Annotated in this window: 8 protein-coding genes and 1 pseudogene; 5 read left to right on the top strand and 4 right to left on the bottom strand. The window is 69.3% G+C overall.

Annotated elements, in window-relative coordinates; all coding sequences use genetic code 11:
- Window positions 1-645: 645 nt before the first annotated feature.
- Together KF833_23270 and KF833_23265 are read left to right on the top strand one after the other, a co-directional pair.
- The gene (locus KF833_23270; protein MBX3748240.1) at window positions 646-1,434 is read left to right on the top strand and encodes a YdcF family protein; all 789 of its coding nucleotides are present in this window, start codon (window positions 646-648) and stop codon (window positions 1,432-1,434) included.
- A gap of 103 nt (window positions 1,435-1,537) precedes the next feature.
- Window positions 1,538-2,887, top strand: coding sequence for a Gfo/Idh/MocA family oxidoreductase (locus KF833_23265; protein ID MBX3748239.1), 1,350 nt, complete (start codon window positions 1,538-1,540; stop codon window positions 2,885-2,887).
- Window positions 2,888-2,902: 15 nt separating this feature from the next.
- Here the strand turns inward: KF833_23265 and KF833_23260 are convergent, their stop codons facing one another.
- Genes KF833_23260 through KF833_23250 form a run of 3 tightly spaced genes read right to left on the bottom strand, consistent with a single transcriptional unit; the run spans window position 2,903 to window position 5,216 of the window.
- Complete coding sequence (locus tag KF833_23260; protein ID MBX3748238.1) at window positions 2,903-3,277, bottom strand: metallopeptidase family protein; 375 nt, start codon at window positions 3,275-3,277, stop codon at window positions 2,903-2,905.
- Complete coding sequence (locus tag KF833_23255; protein MBX3748237.1) at window positions 3,274-4,230, bottom strand: hypothetical protein; 957 nt, start codon at window positions 4,228-4,230, stop codon at window positions 3,274-3,276. The genes KF833_23260 and KF833_23255 overlap by 4 nt, the downstream gene beginning before the upstream one ends.
- A gap of 11 nt (window positions 4,231-4,241) precedes the next feature.
- A complete protein-coding gene (locus KF833_23250; protein ID MBX3748236.1) occupies window positions 4,242-5,216 on the bottom strand; it encodes a class I SAM-dependent methyltransferase in 975 nt (324 codons plus the stop codon).
- A gap of 978 nt (window positions 5,217-6,194) precedes the next feature.
- Between KF833_23250 and KF833_23245 the strand changes: the two are divergent.
- A pseudogene (locus KF833_23245) lies at window positions 6,195-6,377 on the top strand (energy transducer TonB).
- Window positions 6,378-6,786: 409 nt separating this feature from the next.
- Window positions 6,787-8,139 (top strand): UDP-N-acetylmuramate:L-alanyl-gamma-D-glutamyl-meso-diaminopimelate ligase, encoded by a 1,353-nt coding sequence (gene mpl, locus KF833_23240; protein ID MBX3748235.1) that lies wholly within the window; start codon window positions 6,787-6,789, stop codon window positions 8,137-8,139.
- 38 nt (window positions 8,140-8,177) lie between these two features.
- Here mpl and KF833_23235 read toward each other — a convergent pair whose 3' ends face one another.
- A complete protein-coding gene (locus KF833_23235) occupies window positions 8,178-9,101 on the bottom strand; it encodes a dihydrodipicolinate synthase family protein (GenBank protein MBX3748234.1) in 924 nt (307 codons plus the stop codon).
- 722 nt (window positions 9,102-9,823) lie between these two features.
- Here KF833_23235 and KF833_23230 point away from each other — a divergent pair.
- Window positions 9,824-19,243, top strand: a complete 9,420-nt coding sequence (locus KF833_23230; protein MBX3748233.1) for an Ig-like domain-containing protein — start codon at window positions 9,824-9,826, stop codon at window positions 19,241-19,243.
- The last annotated feature ends 318 nt before the right edge of the window (window positions 19,244-19,561 follow it).

Genomic DNA, 19,561 nt, shown 5'->3' with positions numbered 1-19,561 from the left:
CTTCATGGTACGTCCTTTACTTTGCTTTCCTGGTTGAACCGTCGCGCCTTCCTCAGAAGCAACCTCCGTGCCAGACCGGTTCCACCCCGGCCCCCAAGACCGCGAACAACACGCTTAAGATCCTTATGGCAAACCTGTTGGATCGCTGGATTCCCCTCCGCGGCTCCAACGGTTCCTCCCTGGGCCACCCGCCCGTCATTGTAAGTGGAACCGACATCCCTCCCGGCGACCCGCCCGGATCCGCTTCGCCAACCCTTTCCCAACCAACCCCTTAACGACCCAGACCCGGAGGTATAACGCTTTCCGACGCTGCTGCCCGTAGAGATCAAGCCAGCGTGCCTGCGCGGTGCATCCCCAAGTTGTCGGTGAGGAGGCAGCCAATCGGAGGGACGAGCTCCGCGAGTCCTCATCCCAACGCACCCCATCGTTGCGGCCTCGTGGAACCCGGCCCTCCGAGGCGATGCTTCGTGAACTTCGCGCCTCCACCCACAACTCCGGGATGCACCGGGACCCTGCCGCGGACCTCAAAACACCCTCGCCTCCGCCCCCCACCACCCCGTACCCTTCCGGGGTTCCACGCGCGCCCCGGACCCGGACCCGGTTCCCCAATCGGCCCAACCCCGATCGGACCCCAAACCCACTCCCATGACCTCCGCCGATCTCTACCGTCTCTTTCTCAGTCTCCTCCAACCCGTGGCGCTCGCCGTCGTTCTCGTTCTCGCCGCCGCCGCCTTTCGCCGCCGCGCCGCCACCTGCCACCTTCTCCTCGCCGGCGCGTTCCTCGTCCTCATGGTCTGCGGCAACGGCTGGGTCGCCGATGCCTTCGCCCGCAGCCTCGAATCCCGCCATCCCAACCCTGACCCGGTCCCGGAAGCCGATTGCATCGTCGTCCTCGGCGGAGGCACCGGCGCCGCCATCCCCCCCCGCACCACCGTTGAAGTCGGCGAAGCCGGCGACCGCGTCCTCTTCGCCGGCCACCTCTTCCGCATCGAGAAGGCCCCGATCGTCATCTGCACCTCCGGCGTCGCCACCGGCGGACTCGCCACCCGTCCGCCCGCCGAGGACATGGCCGAACTCCTCCAGGCGATCGGTGTCCCGGAAGAGGCGATCCTCCTCGAAACCGAATCCGCCAACACCCGCGAACACGCCGTCAACCTGGCCCCGATCCTGCGCGAGCGCGGCTTCAAACGCGCCATCCTCGTCACCTCCGCCCTCCACATGCCCCGCGCCGTCGGCGTCTTCAAGCGGTACTGCCCCGACCTCGAATGGATCCCCGCCCCCACCGATTACCGCGTCGTCGAGCAAGCCGAACCCCTTCCCTGGTACCGCGAGGCCCGGGCCTTCGTGCCCTCCCCGGGCAACCTTCAGCTCTTCTCCGAAACCGCCCACGAATACCTGGGCATGGCCTACTACCGCCTCCGCGGCTGGTGGTGAATGCCCCGGAGTATCGTCCGTGCATCCAGGCGTTGTGGGCGAGGCGGCGGGCGACTAGGGTCCTGCGCCAGTCCCGATTCATCCCTGCGTGTCTCTCCACCCCATGAAGCCCACCCTGTCCCGCCGCCGCTTTCTTTCCGCCACCGCCACCGCCGGGGCGGGTTGGCTGATCCTTCCCAACCCGCGGCTGGCGTTCGCCTACGAGGCCAACAGCCGCTTGAACATCGCCGGCATCGGCGTGGGTGGACAAGGACGCGGTGTCCTCGATGCGTGCCATCAACTCGGACATTCCCTGGTGGCCCTGTGCGACGTGGATGCCCGCCGGGCCGGGGATCTCCACCAGCACCATCCGCGCGCCCGGCAGTTCGAGGATTTCCGGGTCCTGTTCGACCGGATGGCCGGCGAGATCGATGCCGTGGTGGTGGCCACGCCCGATCATACCCATGCGGTGGCCGCCCAGGCCGCCATGCTGCTGGGAAAACATGTGTTCTGCGAAAAACCCCTGACCCGCACCGTCCACGAGGCGCGGGTGCTGCGGGAAACCGCGGCGCGGCAACGGGTCGTCACCCAGATGGGCAATCAGGGTTCGGCGGAAGGCCGGTTGCGCCGGGCCCTGGAGTTGGTCTGGGGCGGCGTCATCGGCGAGGTGCGCGAAGCCCACGTCTGGTTCGATGGCGGCAACGGTCCGTTGCAGCGTCCGACCGACCGACCGCCGTTGCCGGAGGGATTGAATTGGGACCTGTGGCTGGGGCCCGCCGAGGCCCGTCCGTACAGTCCGGTCTATCTCCCGGCCACCTGGCGGGCCTGGCGCGCGTTCGGCAGCGGAATCGTCGGCGATTTCGCCTGTCACACCGCCAATATCCTGTTCCGGGCCCTGCGCCTGGAACAGCTTTGGGACCGCAGCCGGCATCCCGGCGCGGACCGGGTGGTGGTCCGCATGGAAGCCTGGCCTTCCGAGCGGGACCCGGAAGGCTACCCGACCTCGCTCAAGGTGGTCATGAACCTCCCCGCACGCGGCGACCTGCCGCCGGTGAAGGCGACATGGTATGCCAGGGAAAAACCCCCCGAAGCCCTGCTGCTCGGCTATCCGCGCGGGGGATGGGGGGACCTCCTGGTCGGCTCCAAAGGCTCCCTCTATTCGGACAACCCCTGGAATGCCAACTACGTGCTGCTGCCGGAAAAACGGTTCGAACAGTTCGAGGGCGGTCCCCCGGAATCCCTGCCGCGGGTGCGCCATCACACATGGGAATGGCTCGAGGCGTGCCAGGGCCGCGGCAGCACCTTCTCGGGATTCGAGGTCGGCGGGCCGCTCACAGAACTCGCGCAGCTTGCCAACCTGGCCACGCAGGTCGAAGGCCCCATCGACTACGACACCCTGAGCGGGCGAATCCTCAACTCTCCAGAGGCCAACGCCCTCCTCCATCGCGACTACCGCCGGGGCTGGTCGCTCTGACCCCCCGATCCCCCTTCACTCGAGGCCCCGCTCCTCCAGGTCCAGTTCGTCGAGCCCAAGGTAATGACCGAGTTCGTGCAGGTAGGTGGTCTGCACCTCCTCCTCGAAGATCCCCCAGTCGCCCTCCGCAAACTCCCAGAGGTTTTCCAGAAACAGCAGGATCTGCGAGGGCAACGCCGATCCCGCCCCGCCCTCGGCGTGCGAATCCCCCACAAACAGCCCCAGCAGATCGTCGTCCAGCCCGTCCGCCACCATCTCCGCCGAAGGCCGCCGCTGATACGATACCGGCAGCGCCCGTGCCGCCTCCCGCAACGGCTCCGGCAGCAGCGAAAGCGTCGATTCGACCTCCTCCCGCGCCGCGGCCAGCAGTTCCGACCACGAAGGCTTCATTCCTTTCCAGCCGCCTCTTCCCGCGTGGCGAGCGTCCGCAACACGCGCTCCTTCACCACCCCGTAGTTCGGATTCGTGACGCGCGTCAGGTTGGACCGCGCCTCATCGAACCGGCCCGCCTGCACCTGGATGCGCGCCAGGTGCACCAGGATCCCCTCCCGTTCGAGATCGTCGCCCGCCAGCCCGTAGGCATGACGCCACGCCGCGAGCGCCTCGTCGTGCCGCGGCGGCCGGATCCCGTAAAACGTCTGCGCCAGGTCGCTCGCCAGGATGAAATTGTTGCGGTCCAGTTCGAGAGCCTTCCGGTAGAGACCCAGTGCCTTGTCGAAGACCCGCTGCTCGTCCTCGATGCCGTAGTGTTCCCTTACGTCCTTGCGGAACAGAAACACGGTGGTGGCAAAGTTGTGGTAGTACAGCGACTCGTCCGGTTCGAGCGCGATGGCCCTCTCGTAATGCACGAATGCATTGGTCACCGGACCCCGGTGTCCGTAGATCCCCGCCAGGTTGTTGTGGATGACCGCATTGTTCGGATCGAGTTCGAGGGCCTTCCCAAGCTGCACCCGCGCCTCCGCCTCGCGCCCCGTATCCGACAGGAAACTCCCGAAGGCGATCCGGCCGGACACATGACCCGGCTGCCGCTCGAGAAACGCCCGATACGCGGCGTCCACCGTCTCGATCCGCTCGTTGATGCGCGCCTGCAACGCCGCCGCGTCGGCTGCCTCCCCCTGTGCATCCGCCTCGCGTATCCACCCGTCGATCGCCGTCTGCGCCGCGTCGTCCATCTCCAGCAGGCGCCGGTACTCGGTCTCCACCGGATCCACTGCCAGAACCGGCGGCGTCACAAAACCTCCCGCCCCGGGCGCCCCGGGCGCCTCCGTCCGGTTCGTCGTTGCGACCTCCGGCACAGCCGCCAGAGCCGTCGCTGCCAGCACAGGCAATAACAGGCCGATCATGCGGCGCCTCCCTAGCAGGGCTTGCGGTAGACGGCGAGCAGGGAATGACCGGGCGCCACCCCCGCATCCTCCGTGGCCCGCAGCCGAAGCGACAACGTCGCCCACAGGGTCGCCACCTTCCGCGCTGCCACGGCGGCCGGGGAAACCCCGTAACGCGGCATTTCCCAACCCAGCAAGCCGGCCATCCGCTCCAGCGCCCTCGCCCGGCGGTAATGCAGCCGGTGCTCCGGCGCCAGCGGCTCCTCCACCAGATCCTCGAGCCCCAACCCGGTCAGCCTCGGCACGTGGCGCAAGGCCTCCGAACGCCAGCGCAACGGATGATGGGGCGGCGCGTTCAGCGGGTTCGCCGGCGCCCGGCCCACCCACCCGTCGTTGTTCGGCACCGCCACAAACAGCCGGCCCCCGGGTCGCAACACCCGCTCGAGCGCGGACAACACCTCCCGCGGGCGCGGCACATGTTCGAGCACCTGGAACAACGTCACCGTGTCCGCACTGGATGCCGGCAGCGCCTCGATGCGGGTCTCCTCGACCGGCAACCCCTTCTCCCGCGCCCGCCGCGCCGCGTCCGGGTTGTACTCGATGCCCCGCCGCCGCGCCCCCGGCACCAGGTTCAGAAAAAAGCCGTCGCCGCATCCCACGTCGATCAGGTCGGGATCCGCCGGCAGCCGGCGCAGCGTCTCCGTGAACTCCCACCGGGTGGTCGAGTAGTACTGCTCGTTCACCCCCAATCGCTCGTAAAACCCCGCCGAACCGGCGATCGTCGGGCGAAACCACTCCAGCCCGCAGGTGCCGCACCGCATCAGCACCAGCTCGGTCACCCCGCTCCCGAACTCCTCCAGCACCGACACCCCCATCTGGCGCCGGTACTCGTGGTCCAGCGCCCGCACCGGGACGTGTTCCAGCACGGTCCCCTCCGTGGCCCCGCACAGCGGGCAGACAACCGCCCCCACCGGGTCCCCATTACGACTTTTGTTCGATTCGGCCATGACTCGGAATCAAGGGTCCAACCACAAACCGCGGAAATGTGGTGTCGAGAGTGCGCGCCCCAACCCGGGCCCACCACCAATAATTGAACGCACCGCCCAGAATCAGCGGCACCACCACGAAGGCCTCGACACCCCAGCCCCCGCCCCATACCAACGCCGCCACCACCGCCAACCCCACCGCATGCGTCGCCACCAGCGGGCCCGCCGACGGTATCCGGTTCTCCGTCGATATCAGCGTGGTCCAGAAGGCGAAGTTCAACTCCCCCAGCGCATTGATCGCCAGCAGCAGCAGCCAGGGCGGCGGCAGGAAATGCTTGTCCGTTCCCAACTGCTCCAGCACCCAGGGCCCCAATCCCACCGCCAGTCCCGCCAGCATCCCAAACGTCGCCACCTGCAGCCGGAACCGCGGCGCCAATACCCGCCGGATCGCCTCCCGATCGTCCCGCGCACGCCATTGCGCCACCAACGGCCACTTCACCGAAGTCCATACCGCCGCCATGCCCAGCGCAATGTGCATGACCTGCACCGAAAGCCCGTACTCGGCGTAGGCCTCCGGTCCCAGCCGCGGCACGGCCATGCAGATCAACGCGAAACTGCTGGTCGTGACAAACACCGCCGCTCCCTGCGCCCCCAGCCGCCAGGAGTTCGGCCACAACGCCGCCAGCGTCCGCCGCACTTCGCCCTCCCCCGATTCCCCAAGGTCCGGCACCCGCGCCCGGACCGCCCGCCTCGCCCCCGCCCGCAATACGATCCCCGCCATCAACCCTCCCACCGGGACCGCCAGCAGCCCCGCCCCCGCCAGAAGTAGCCCCGCCGATACCCCCAGCTTCAGTCCGTACGACACCACCAGCCACCGGGCACTCACCGTGACGCGGTTCAACCCGCGCAGCACCGCGATCCAATAGTACGAGTAGATCTCGAGACTCGTCCCCACCAGATGCACCCCCCAGGCCGCCCACGCCAGCCCGGGGGAACTCGCCTCCCCCACCCCCAACCCCACCACCACCGTTCCCCCCACCCCCAACAGCAACGCCGCCCCCACCGTGATGACCCGGTACAACCGCCGCGTCGCCCGCAGAACCGTCCGCAGCAACGCCTCATTGGGTTCCCCCCCCGTCCCGCCCCGGGCCACACCCATGGCCGACAACGACGCCGCACCCCCCAGCGCATACGACACTCCCCGTTCCACCGAGAGCGAAAATCCGAAGTCCGCAAGGTAGGCCAGCGTGCCCAGGTTCAGGAAAACATAGTACAAACCCAGGTCCGCCTTGGTCAGCGAGGTCAGCAGCAGCGGCAGCAGAAGCAGGCCGGACGCCAGTCGCAGACCGCTGAACAGCCACGACCACAGCACCGCCGAGGCCGGCAGTCGCCGCCCCCATTCCCGCCACGTTCCCATCCCGCGCACCCGCCGACCCTGAGCCGCGCCCGCCCCGCCGAAAAGTCTCTTCCCTCCCCCCATTTCCTAACGCCAGATCGATTGCGCCTTTTTCGGATTCCCGCCCCCCGCCATGCTCGCCCCGTGCTGGCTTCCATTCGCTCCGTTCACTTCACCGGCATCGGCGGCACCGCCATGGCCTCCGTCGCCGTCGCCATGAAGGAACGCGGTTTCGTCGTCTCCGGCTCCGACCGCGACGTGTACCCGCCGATGTCAGGCTTCCTCGCCGATCGCGGGGTCGAGGTGATGAACGGTTACGCCGAGGCCAACCTCGCCCACCGGCCCGACCTGGTGGTCATCGGCAACGCCATCTCCCGCGGCAACCCGGAGGCCGAGGCCGTCCTCGAACGAAAACTCCGGTACTGTTCCCTCCCCGAGGTCCTCAGCCATTTCTTCCTCCAGGGCCGTCGCTCCATCGTCGTCACCGGGACCCACGGCAAAACCACCACCACCTCCCTTCTCGCCTGGCTCTTCGAATCCCACGGCCACCAGCCCAGCTTCCTCATCGGCGGCATCCCCGAGAACCTCGGGCAGGGCGCCCGCTTCACCGACAGCGAATGGTGCATCCTCGAAGGCGACGAGTACGACTCCGCCTTCTTCGACAAACGCAGCAAGTTCGTCCACTACCGCCCCGAGGTGGCCATCGTCAACAACCTCGAAATGGATCACGCCGACATCTTCGACAGCGTCGCCGCCATCCAGCGCTCCTTCAGCCATTTCATCCGCCTCATCCCCCGCAACGGACTCCTCCTCGCCAACGGCGACGATCCTCTCGTCGCCCCGCTGCTCGCCGAGGCCGTTCATTACCCGGCCAAACGCTTCGGCCTCGGCGAAGCCAACGAGTTCCGTGCCACCGCCCTCCAACTCGACCCCGACCGCTCCCGCTTCACCCTCTCCGGGACCGCCTTCCACCTCCCGCTCACCGGCGAGTTCAATGTCCGCAACGCCCTCGCGGTCGCCGCCTGCGCCCGCCATTGCGGCTTCACCGATGCCCAAATCCAGGTCGCCTTCGATTCCTTCCGCGGCATCAAACGCCGCATGGAAACCCGCGGCGAGGCGGGCGGAATCACCGTCGTGGACGACTTCGGCCACCATCCCACCGCCATCCGCGAAACCGTCCGCGCCCTCCGCGTCCGCTTCCGCGGACGCCGCCTCTGGGCGGTCTTCGAACCCCGCTCCAACACCACCCGCCGCAATGTCTTCCAGGAGGAACTCGTGGATGCCCTCGAATGCGCCGACGAAGTCGTCCTCGCCGAAGTCGCCCGCCTCGAACAACTCCCCGTCGAGCAGCGCCTCAATCCGGAACGCCTGATGGAGGATCTCCGCCGCCGTGGGCGCGATGCCGCCTACCTGCCCACCGTGGACGCCATCGTCGAGCACGTCGCCCGCCACGCCGTCCCCGGCGACGTCGTCTGCGTCTTCAGCAATGGCGGTTTCGGGGGCATCCACGCCAGGCTCCTCGCCCGTCTCGGCGCCGCCCCCGCCTGATCCATCCCCCACCCGGCCCTCCCGACCTCATCCTCCCCTCATCGTGCCGTGCGGCGCCGTTTCGGAAGCCGCGGCCGGTTCTCAATCCCGGTCCGGATGATCTCCAGCACCTCGCGCCGCTCCCGCCCCTTCAGCGGCAGACGCGGGGCCCGCACCCATTCCTGCCCCAACCCGCATTCCTGCACGGCCAGCTTGATGTACTGCACAAACTTCGGGTGGACATCCAGATGCAGCAGCGGCGTGAACCATCGGTACAACTCCCGCGCCGCCTCCCACTCCCCGCAACGTGTCAGGTCCCAGAACCGCTGGTTCTCCTCGGGAAATGCAATGCCCGTCCCGGCCACCCACCCGTCGATCCCCAGGATCGCACTCTCCAGCACCAGGTCGTCCACGCCCGTGAACAGCGCATAGCGATCCCCCAGCGCGTTGCGAAGATCCGTGATCCGTCGCGTGTTGCCCGAACTCTCCTTGATCGCCACGCAGTTCCCCTGCCCCGCCAGCACCTCCAGCAGCGACGGCGTCAGATCGTGCCCGTAACTGATCGGATTGTTGTAGATCATGATCGGCAGCCCCGTCGCCTCCGCCACCCACCGGAAATGGTGCAGCGATTCCGCCGGATCCGGCGACCGGTACACCATCGGCGGCATCACCATGAAACCGTCCAGCCCCAGCCGCTCGCCGTCCCGCACGAACCGGCACGCCTCCGCCACGCTGCTCTCCGCCACACCGCTCAGCACCGGCACCCGCCCGTCCACCGCCTCGATCAACGCCGCCGCCACCTCCCGCTTCTCGGAGGCCGTCAACGACTGGTTCTCCCCCAGTGACCCCAGCAGGATCATCCCGCTCACCCCGCTCCCGATCAGCGCCTCCGCGTGGCGCGCCGTCCCGTCCAGGTCCAGCGACCCGTCCGGATGCATCTGCGTGGTGATCGCCGGAAACACGCCCGTCCAGTGTGCCTTCATGGGTGCCCATCCTGCCCAACCCCGCCCGCCAAAATCGAAATCGAAATCCACCGGAAACCGGAGTCCTGAAGCCTGAAGCCTGAAACCTGAAGCCTGAAACCTGAAGCCGGAAGGCCGCCGCCAGGAGGGCGCATCTGCAAGGTGTCGGAAGGCGCCATGGAAACGGGGTCGGAGTCGCGCTCGGAATTGGTATCGACGGGAAACACAATGCTTGGCGCATCCCCGGAGATCGTTCCGGTTCGATTCCGATGGCAACCCCGACCCCGACGGTCCCCTCGTCGCATCCCTGCACTGAGAGCTTGGGAGCTTCCCCTTCGATCGGGTCCCGGAAACCCGGAGGGTTTCCAGCGATTAGCCGGGGGTCGATCCCGGCTCCGCGGGTTCGACCCCCGGGCAGTCGGCCCAAATCGCACAACGACCCCGCCAGGGGTCGCAGTACCCATCCCTCGAACCCGCAGGCACACCTCTTCGATCGCCACCTTTGGGCTCGCTGCATCCCCAGTTCATCGGAGGGACGAGCTCCGCGAGTCCTCGATCCCATCGCTCCACTCCCCTTGCGGCCTCGTGGAACTCGGCCCTCCGAAGCGACGCTTCGCGAAGTCCGCACCTCACCCACAACTCCGCGATGCGCCTGGCCTCGACCCGAGAAGATGATTGTCAGCTCCCTCCCGCGCGTGCATGAAACAGGCCGCGCGAATTCCCACCCACGGCCACCCATTCGCATGAGGTTCCCTTGCCATCTCCCATTCCCCATCCCTGCCACAGCCATCCTCCTCCTTTCGCTGCTGGCGATCCCCCTCGCTCAGGCCCAGCCATTTCGCATCGACGCCGTCGAGCGGGACAGCACCTCGCGGGTGACCGTGCGCTTCGCCGCACAAGCCGATCAGTACTACATCCTGCTCGGTGGCAGTGACCCCGCCCGCATCGAGACCCCGCGCGCCCTCGCCCTCGGAACCACCGGGACCCAGGTCCTCGCCGATCCCAACCCCGATCCCAACGCCCGGTATTACCTCGTGCGACGGGTGCCGGTCGCGTCCCCGCTCGACACCGACGGCGACGGCATCGACGACGTGTACGAATTGCAGAGACCCGGCTGGTTCAATCCCCTCGATCCCGCCGACGCCGCCGCCGACTTCAATGGCAACGGGATCTCGAACCTCGAAGAATACCTGGCCGGTACCGACCCCATTGGCGCAGGCACGCCCACCACCTTCAGCAGTTCGCCCCGCCATGGGGAAGCCAATGTGGCGGTCACCCGCGAAACCATCCTCTCCTTCAACCACCCGCTCGCCGCCGATACCCTTCTCGACGGAACACGGTTGCACGCCGAGTTCGGCGGACGCCGCCTCCTCGGCCGGGTCGAACTCTCCTCCGACCGGCGCAAGGTCACCCTGTTCCCCCTCGAACCCCTCCCCGGGAATGCGCGCATCCGTGTCGTCTTCGATGGCACGGGTGTCCGTGACGACCGCGACCAGCCCATCGACGCCAACCGCGATGGCTTCGAAGGCGGGATCGCCCGGATCGAGTTCGATACCGTCAGCCTGACGCCAGTCCATCGCACCGCGGTCGTGGGCCGGGTCCTCGCCAGCGAACTCGCCACTGATGCCAACGGCCAGCCAACCGACCGGCCGCTCGCCGGGGCCATCATCACCGTGGACGGCCGTGAGGAGTCGATGCGTGCGGTCACCGGCGCCGACGGACGCTTCCGTCTCGACCCCGCGCCCGCCGGGACGTTCTTCGTGCACATCGACGGTCGCACCGCCGCCGGCAGCAACTGGCCGCAGGGCGACTACTACCCCTTCGTCGGCAAGGCCTGGTCCGCCATCGCCGGGCGCGACGACAATGACGAGGGCGACATCTTCCTTCCGCTCGTCGCCGCCGGCACCCTGCAACCCGTCAGCGCCGAGACCGAGACGCGCATTGAATTCCCTCCCGCCGTCCTCGATCGGCACCCCGAACTCGCCGGCGTCCATGTGATCGTTCCGCCCAACGCCCTGTTCGCCGATGACGGCACCCGTGGCGGCCGCGTCGGCATCGCCCCGGTTCCGCCCGACCGCATTCCCAGTCCGCTCCCGCCAGGCCTCGAACTCCCCCTGGTCATCACCGTCCAGACCGACGGCCCCCTTAACTTCGACACCCCGGTCCCGGTCCGCTTCCCCAACCTGCCCGACCCCCTCACCGGCGAACGCCTCCCACCCGGCGCCAAGAGCGCCCTCTGGAGCTTCAACCACGACACCGGCCACTGGGAACTGGGTGGGCCCATGACCGTCACACCCGACGGCCTCTTCGTGGAAACCGATCCCGGCGTGGGAATCCTCCAGCCCGGCTGGCACGGCAGCCGCCCCGGCACCGATCTCGATGGGGACGGCCCGGACATCCCGGACCTCTGCGGCGGCAGCCCGGACTACTACTTCGATGAGGCCGCCTGTCGCGCCCGCTCCCTCAAGTCCGTGGCCAAACTCGTCTCGGATGCCGCCAAGGTGACCAGCAAGCCCGGCGGCCCCGGGCTCGGCGGCGTGAAACTGCTCAACGGCATCAACACCACGATGAACAACGTGCAGAAGCGCAACCAGCTCTGCTCGAATTGCTGCAACGCCATCAACGGCGGCCTCGGCTGCACCGGTTCCCTCTTCGGTTCCGCCGCCGGTCTCCACGGCCCGCCCGCCAATCCCTTCCAGCAAATCGAGGCGCTCCTCGCCGAAATCGCGTCCCGCAGCGAATCCCACGCCACCTGGCTCACCGCCCAGGTGGAACTCCTCGGCGACCTCACCGATCCCGCCCAGCTCCCCGCCGAACGCCGCGCGGCCTACGACGCCCTCCAGGCCCAGATCGATGCCCTCTTCGCCCCCATGTCCATGGAGGATTACTACCAGGGCGTCGCCCTCCAGCTCGACGCCCTCGACCGCGATACCGGACCGTTCGTGCCCGATACCTCGGATGAAATCGCCCACTTCCTCCTCACCAACCTCGATACCGGCGCCATCCAGCGCGGCCTCACCGGCACCGGCGGCGTGGTGTCCCGCCTGATCCTCCAGCCCAACACCCGCTATCAGCTCGAATACGTCTTCCCCAGCTCCCTCGCCTACGGCTGGGTCCCCTTCATCAGCGCCGCCGCCGGACGTACCACCATCCTGCCCACCACCCACGCCCTGCCCCTCGACGAACCGGATGCCGATGGCGACGGCCTCGCCGATCCCCTCGAATGGGTCATCGGCACCGACCCCCTCAACCCCGATACCGATGGCGACGGCATCAATGACGCCGCCGCCGTCCGCCAGGGCCTCGACCCGCTGGGCGGCCGGGTGGTCCAGACCGGCGTCATCGCCTCGGTCGCCCTCCCCGGCATCGCCCAGGACGTCTGCGCCTTCAACGACGCCGCGGTGGTCGCCCTCGGCCCCGCAGGCATCGCCTTCCTCAATGTCCAGAATGGCCGCAACCCCGTCGTCACCACCCTCCTCGACACCCCCGGCTCCGCCACCCGCGTGGGCTGCTCCGATGCCTTCGTCGCCGTCGCCGATGACCGGCCCGAACTCGTCATCGTCGATCTGCGCGCCCCCGGCGGACCCCGCCTCCTTCACGAAGTACCCCTCGGCTCCCCCGTCCACGCCGTCACCACCGCCGCCACCCTCGCCTTCGCCGGCCTCGCCAATGGCGACCTCGTGGCCGTGGACATGGAATCCGGCACCGTGCTCGAACGGCGCCCCGGTACCGACCCCATCCATGACCTGGCCATCGACCGCACCGTCCTCGTCGCTCTCGGACGCTCGCGCCTGACGACCTTCGACCTCGGCCAGGATCTCCTCGCCCCGCTCGGCTCCATTGCCCACGTCCGTTACCGCGCCGAGGGCATCACCCACTTCAAACGCCTCTTCGCCGCCGACGGCTTCGCCTACGCCACCGTCTATCCCGGCTACGACGTGTTCGATTTCCGCAATCCAGCCAACCCGCTCCACGTCGGGCTCTCGCGCGATGCCGGTCCCAATTCCTTCAAGCAGATCGTCCTCAATGGCTCGGGCCTCGGCGTCGCCGCCGTGGGTGTGAACCCCCGCAACGACGGCACTCACGACGTCTGGCTCTACGACACCACCGAACCCACCGCCACCGGCCGCCTCGTCGCCCAGCTTGTCACCCCCGGCATCGCCCGCGCCCTCGCCCTCTACAACGGCCTCGCCTACGTCGCCGACAGCGCCAACGGCCTTCAGGTGGTCAGCTACCTCCCCTTCGACGGTCTCGGCGTGCCCCCGACCATCGCCCTGCACGCGGACTCCGGCTTCGCCGAAGACCTCGCTGAGGAAGGACGCCTTCTGACTCTCAGGGCCGAGGTCTCCGACGATGTCCAGGTCCGTAATGTCGAGTTCTACCTCGATGGCCAGCGCATCGTCACCGACGGCAACCACCCCTTCCAGCACCGATTCTTCGCCCCCATCGCGACCCCCGCCCGGACCAACCTCACCGTCCGCGCCCGCGCCCTCGACACCGGCGGCAACGCCACCTGGTCGGACCCCATCACCCTCCGGCTCGTGCCCGATGCCACCCCGCCCCGCATCGCCCGCTTCTTTGCCGCCCCCGGATCCCTCCACCGCGACCTGACCTCCGTGGCCGTGTACTTCTCCGAGGCCATCGCCGAATCCACCCTGACCCCCTCGAACATCACCCTCCGCGCGGCCGGTCCCGATGGCGCGTTCTTCACCGCCGATGACATCCTCCACCCGGTCCCCGTCGCCTTCCGCCCGGAGACCTTCGGCGCCGTCCTCCAGTTCGAAACCCCGCTCCCCACGGGATTCTACCGGCTCGATGCTTCCGACGCCCTCACCGACCTCGCCGGCAACCGCCTCGTCGCCGCCGGCAACCTGACCTTTCACGTCTATGACCTCGGCATCGATTCCGACGGCGATTGCCTCCCCGATTCCGTCGAACTCGCCCTCGGCCTCGACCCCTTCAACCCCGACACCAGTGGCAACGGCATCCGTGACGGCGACGAGGACTTCGATGGCGACGGCCTGTCCAATTGCGTCGAGCTCTTCATCACCTTCACCGATCCCGCCAACCCCGACACCAACGGCAACGGCATCCTGGACGGCGACGAGGACTTCGATGGCGACGGCATTCCCAATCGCGAGGAGGTCGCGCCGGGCTCCAATGGCTTCATCACCAATCCCTGGGTCGCCGATACCGACGGCGATGGCATCGATGACGGCGCGGAAATCGCCCTCGGCCTCGATCCCACCGACCCCACCGACGCCGGTGGAACGGTCGTCATCGACGGTCGCACTGTGACCCTCCCGGGCCGCGTCACCCTCAACCACCTCGAACTCCGCAATGGCGCGGTCCTCACCCACCCGCCCGCCACCGGCTCCGTCGAACCGCACCTGACGCTCTCCCTCAGCAATCTCGTCATCGACGCCACCAGCCGCATCGACGTCTCGGGTCGGGGCTACGCCGGCGGCCTCCAAGGCTACAACACCAGCCTCCAGACCGGCCGGACCCTCGGCAACACCCCCGGCAGCACCCGCCGCCACGGCGGCAGCCACGGCGGCCTCGGTGCCCCAGGCAATCTGGCCGGCACGGTCAATGACCTCTACGGCGATCCCTTCGCCCCCGATTCCCTCGGCTCCGGAGGCGGCTCGGATTCCGGTCCCGCCGGCGCCGGCGGTGGACGTGTCACCCTCCACGTCACCCACCTCCATCTCGACGGCTCCATCCTGGCCAATGGCCAGTCCGGCAGCCGCTTCGCCGGCGGCGGGGCCGGCGGTTCCATTCAGATCCTGGCCGGTTCCGTCACCGGGGGCGGCCTGCTCGCAGCCCATGGCGGCAACGGCGGCAGCGAATCCGGCGGCGGCGGCGGCGGACGGATTGCGCTGGTGGCCAACACCGCCCCGGAAGCGCTCTCCGAACAGGTCTCCGCCCTCGGCGGCGAGGGCTACACCGACGGCGCCGCAGGGACCGTCTTCCTCCGCGTCGGCGACGATCCCGGTGAACTCGTCCTGCGCGGCACCGGTCGCGAATCCTTCCTCCCCGCCGGCCACCCCGAAGGCCGCGTGGTCCTCGATGGCGCCCACGTCGCCGCAGACACCCTCGCCGCCCGCGAACTCATCCTTCGCAACGGCGCCATCCTCACCCACCCCCCGGCCTCGCCCACCACCGGGTCGCGCCTCCACATCGAGGTGGATTCGCTCGTGGTCGATGCCGACAGCCGCATCGACGTCTCCGGACGCGGCTATCCCGGAGGCCTTTCCCCGGGCCTGAACCAGCAGGGTCAAACCCTCGGCAATCTCCCCGGCAGTCCCCGCCGCGTCGGCGGCAGCTACGGCGGCCTCGGCGGAATCGGAAACGTCGGTTCCACGCCCAATCCCATCTACGGCGACTTCCGCAACCCCGATGAACCCGGCAGCGGCGGCGGCTCCGACAGCGGCACCGCCGGCGCCGGTGGCGGCCTCCTCCGCCTCACGGCCCGTGCCATCGTCCTCGACGGTCTCCTCCTCGCCAATGGCGCCGACGGCAGCCGCTTCGCCGGCGGCGGCAGCGGCGGCGGCATTCGGATCGTCACCGAATCCCTCCTCGGCTCCGGCTCCATCCGGGCCAACGGCGGCGCCGGCGGCTCCGAATCCGGTTCCGGCGGTGGCGGTCGCATTGCCATCGATTACGGCACCGCCTCCCCCGCCATTATCGAGTCCCTCGCCACCTCGGCCTCGACCGGCTTCCAGCCCGGCGGCCCGGGAACCATCCACCTCCGGGAAGCCGGCCGTACCCCCGTGCTGATCGTCCGAACGGCGGGAGGCGAGACGCCCCTTCCCATCGGCAATCTCGAAGCCGACCTCATCCTCGACCGTGCCACCGTCTCCGCCACCACCCTCGAAGCCCGCCAGGTCCGGCTCGTCAACGGCGCGGTTCTCACCCACCCGCCCAGCCTCCCGTCCGCCGAAACCCGCCTGATCCTCCAGGCCGCCAGTGTGTTCGTCGATGCCGACAGCCGCATCGACCTCTCCGGACGCGGCTACCCGGGCGCCCTCACCCCAGGCAACCCCACCCTGTTCGGCCTCACCCTCAACCTCCAGCCCGGCTCCGGTCGCCGCGCCGGTGGCAGCCATGGCGGGCTCGGTGGCACCGGCGATGCCGAGGGGGCCACCACCCCCACCTACGGTGACTTCCGCCAGCCCACCCATCCCGGCGCCGGCGGAGGTTCCGACAGCAGCCCCGGCGGAGCCGGCGGCGGTGCCCTGCGCCTGGTAACCGATTCCCTCCACCTCGACGGCCTCATTGCCGCCGATGGTGAAGCCGGCTCGCGCTTCGCCGGCGGCGGCGCCGGCGGCAGCCTCTGGATCACCGCCCCATCGCTGTCCGGCAACGGCCTCCTCCGCGCCAATGGGGGTGCCGCCGGTACCCAGTCCGGTTCGGGCGGCGGCGGACGCATCGCCGTCGAAACCACCACCGCGTCCGGAACCGTCCTCGACAACGCCCATACCCTCGCCCCGGCAGGATTCCACTCCCAGGGCGCCCCCGGCACCTGGTACGTCCAGCACGCCGGCAGGCCATCCAGGCTCGTCGTGCGGGGCTCGGGCCGCGAAACCCCGCTCCCGCCCGGCACCGCCTCCGAACACCTCCTCCTCGATGCCGCCACCGTCGCCGCACGAACCCTCGCCTTCGACGAGGTCCAGCTCGTCAACGGCGCGATCCTCACCCACCCGCCCGCCACGCTCGATTCCGAGGAGCGCCTCACCCTGTCGGCCCGCCGCGTCACCCTCGACGCCACCAGCCGCATCGATGTCTCGGAACGGGGCTACCGCGGCGGACGTTCCCTCCCCGCCGCCGGCGATCGCGGCCGTACCTTCGGCAATGCACCCGGCAGCCTCCGTCGCGGTGGCGGTTCCTACGGCGGATTCGGCGCCACCGGCAACACCGCCGATCCCGTCAACCTTCCCTACGGCGCCTGGAACAATCCCGACGAACCCGGCAGTGGCGGTGGCTCCGACAGCGGCGCTGCCGGTCACGGCGGCGGACTCCTCCGCCTCACCGCCGATGAACTGGTCCTCGACGGCCGGATTCACGCCCATGGCGGCGATGGATCCCGCTTCGCCGGCGGCGGCAGCGGCGGAGGAATCTTCCTCAACGTCGGCACCCTCCGTGGCAGCGGCGCCATCCAGGCCAACGGCGGCCACAGCGGCACCGAAGCCGGCACCGGTGGCGGCGGCAGGATCGCCGTCCACTTCACCGATGCCTCCGGATTCCTCCTCGATCGCATCGAGGCCCGCGCCGGAACCCAAGGCTACCTCCAAGGCTCCCCCGGCACCGTCTTCTTCAAAGGAACCCATCACCTCCTCGGTGACCTCATCGTGGACGCCCGCAACACCAACCAGCCCAGCCGGGCCACCCAGATCTTCATGAGCCGCGGCGGCCAGGTCTCCCTGCTCACCTCCCAGACCCTCACCGACGCCTCGGCCGACTTCGTGCCGGGATCCCTCATCGGTCTGAACCTCCTCCTGAACAACGACGCCACCCGTCCCTTCCTCATCGTGGCCAACGGTTCCAATTCCATCACCGTCGCCTCCTCGTCCATCACCCTCCCCCAGGCCGGCGCCCCGGGCGATCCCTACTCCGTCCCCTTCGCCATCAATCGCCTCATCGTCCGCGACCGGGCCCAGGCCGAGTTCCTCGATGCCAACCAGGCCCGCCCCGACCGACGTGGCCAGGCCCGTGCCAACACCATCGAACTGCTCGGCAACGCCCTCCTCACCCACCCCCAATCCACCGCCAACACCACCTTCGCCCTCGAACTCGACGTCTCCGGACGCCTCACCGTCGATGCCACCAGCCGTATCGATGTCGGTGCCCGCGGATACGTCGGCGGGCGCAACCCCGGCAATCCCGGGGACCCGGCCCAGACCGTCCTTCACGCCGCCGGCAGCACCCGCCGTTACGGCGGCAGCCACGGCGGACTCGGCGGCGATGGCAACATCGCCGGTGCGGCCAACCCCGTGTACGGCGATCATCGCAACCCTCTGCACCTCGGCAGCGGGGGTGGATCGGACAGCGACGCCGGCGGCCGCGGCGGCGGCCTGATCCGCATCGTCTCCGGAGAACTCGCCCTCGACGGTTCCATCACCGCCCACGGCGCCGGCGGTTCGCGCTTCGCCGGCGGAGGCAGCGGCGGAAGCGTCTTCATCCAGACCGGCGACCTCCTCGGTTCCGGCTCCGTCGGCGCCAACGGCGGCCTCGCCGGCACCGAGGCCGGCGGCGGCGGCGGCGGACGTGTCGCCATCCACTACCGCACCGCCCAGGGCACCGTCCTCGATCACCTCTCCGCCACCGGCGGCACCGGCTATGGCCAGGGTGCCCCCGGCACCCTCTACACCGAACAGGAAGGCCAGCCCGGACGCCTCACCCTCCGTGGTTCAGGACGCGAAACGCCCCTCCCCACCGACACCGCCGGCCAGATCGTCACCCTCGATGCCGTCCATGCCGCCGCCCGCGACATCGTGGCCGCCGAACTCCACCTCCTGGGCGGGGCCATCCTCACCCATCCCCCGACCCCCCTCGAGGGGGATTCCGGTCTCACCCTCGACGTCGGCAATCTCGTGGTCGGCCTCGACAGCCGCATCGACGTCTCCGGCCGCGGCTATCTCGGAGGCCGGTCCGGCGCGAATGCCGGTGACCCCGGTCGCACCCTCGGCAACGTGCCCGGCAGCACCCGCCGCTACGGCGGCAGCCATGGAGGAGTCGGGGGCAGCGGAAACGTCAATGGCACCGCCAACCCCGCCTACGGCGACCCTTCCGCACCCGACACCCTCGGCAGCGGCGGCGGTTCCGACTCCGGAGACGGCGGCAACGGAGGCGGCCGCGTCGCCATCCGCGCCACCCGCCTTGATCTCGAAGGAAGCATCCTCGCCCACGGCCATCCCGGCAGCCGCTTCGCCGCCGGCGGCAGCGGCGGCAGCATCTGGATCCAGGCGGACACCCTGCTCGGACCCGGCACCCTGCAGGCCCATGGCGGCAATGGCGGCAGCGAGTCCGGTGGCGGCGGCGGCGGACGCATCGCCGTCCGCTACGGCACCCAGTCCCTGCCCGGCCCCACCCTCTCCGCCATGGGCGGCGGCGGCTACCGCAGCGGCGCCCCTGGAACCGTCTCCCTCGAACCCCGCCCCTAATCCGGCCACGGAATCAACTCCGCCCAGTCCTGCAACTCGCCCCCCTTTCCACTCCACGCCCCACTCGCGCCCCGAAATGGACGGCACCTCCGTGCACATGCACGCCGTTTCCGTCCATTTGCCCGACCCTTCCCCCCAACGTCCCTCCCCTCACGGCATCTCGCCCCCTTTCTACTCCACGCCACCCCGCGCCCCATCCACGCCCCCGAAATAGCCGGCACCTCCGTGCACATGCACGCCGTTTCCGTCCATTTGCCCGACCCTTCCCCCCAGCTTCCCTACCCTCCCGGCATCTCGCCCCCCTCTCCACTCCACGCC

Source organism: Verrucomicrobiia bacterium (assembly GCA_019634625.1).
Lineage (GTDB): Bacteria > Verrucomicrobiota > Verrucomicrobiia > Limisphaerales > CAIMTB01 > CAIMTB01.
The sequence above is the reverse complement of the archived record's forward strand: the minus strand, read 5'-3'. Positions and strand labels throughout refer to the sequence as shown.

Coding starts and splice junctions, on each gene's coding strand:
- KF833_23270 (MBX3748240.1), top strand. CDS start 646: ATGACCTCCGCCGATCTCTACCGTCTCTTTCTCAGTCTCCTCCAACCC.
- KF833_23265 (MBX3748239.1), top strand. CDS start 1,538: ATGAAGCCCACCCTGTCCCGCCGCCGCTTTCTTTCCGCCACCGCCACC.
- KF833_23260 (MBX3748238.1), bottom strand. CDS start 3,277: ATGAAGCCTTCGTGGTCGGAACTGCTGGCCGCGGCGCGGGAGGAGGTC.
- KF833_23255 (MBX3748237.1), bottom strand. CDS start 4,230: ATGATCGGCCTGTTATTGCCTGTGCTGGCAGCGACGGCTCTGGCGGCT.
- KF833_23250 (MBX3748236.1), bottom strand. CDS start 5,216: ATGGCCGAATCGAACAAAAGTCGTAATGGGGACCCGGTGGGGGCGGTT.
- mpl (MBX3748235.1), top strand. CDS start 6,787: ATGGCCTCCGTCGCCGTCGCCATGAAGGAACGCGGTTTCGTCGTCTCC.
- KF833_23235 (MBX3748234.1), bottom strand. CDS start 9,101: ATGAAGGCACACTGGACGGGCGTGTTTCCGGCGATCACCACGCAGATG.
- KF833_23230 (MBX3748233.1), top strand. CDS start 9,824: ATGAGGTTCCCTTGCCATCTCCCATTCCCCATCCCTGCCACAGCCATC.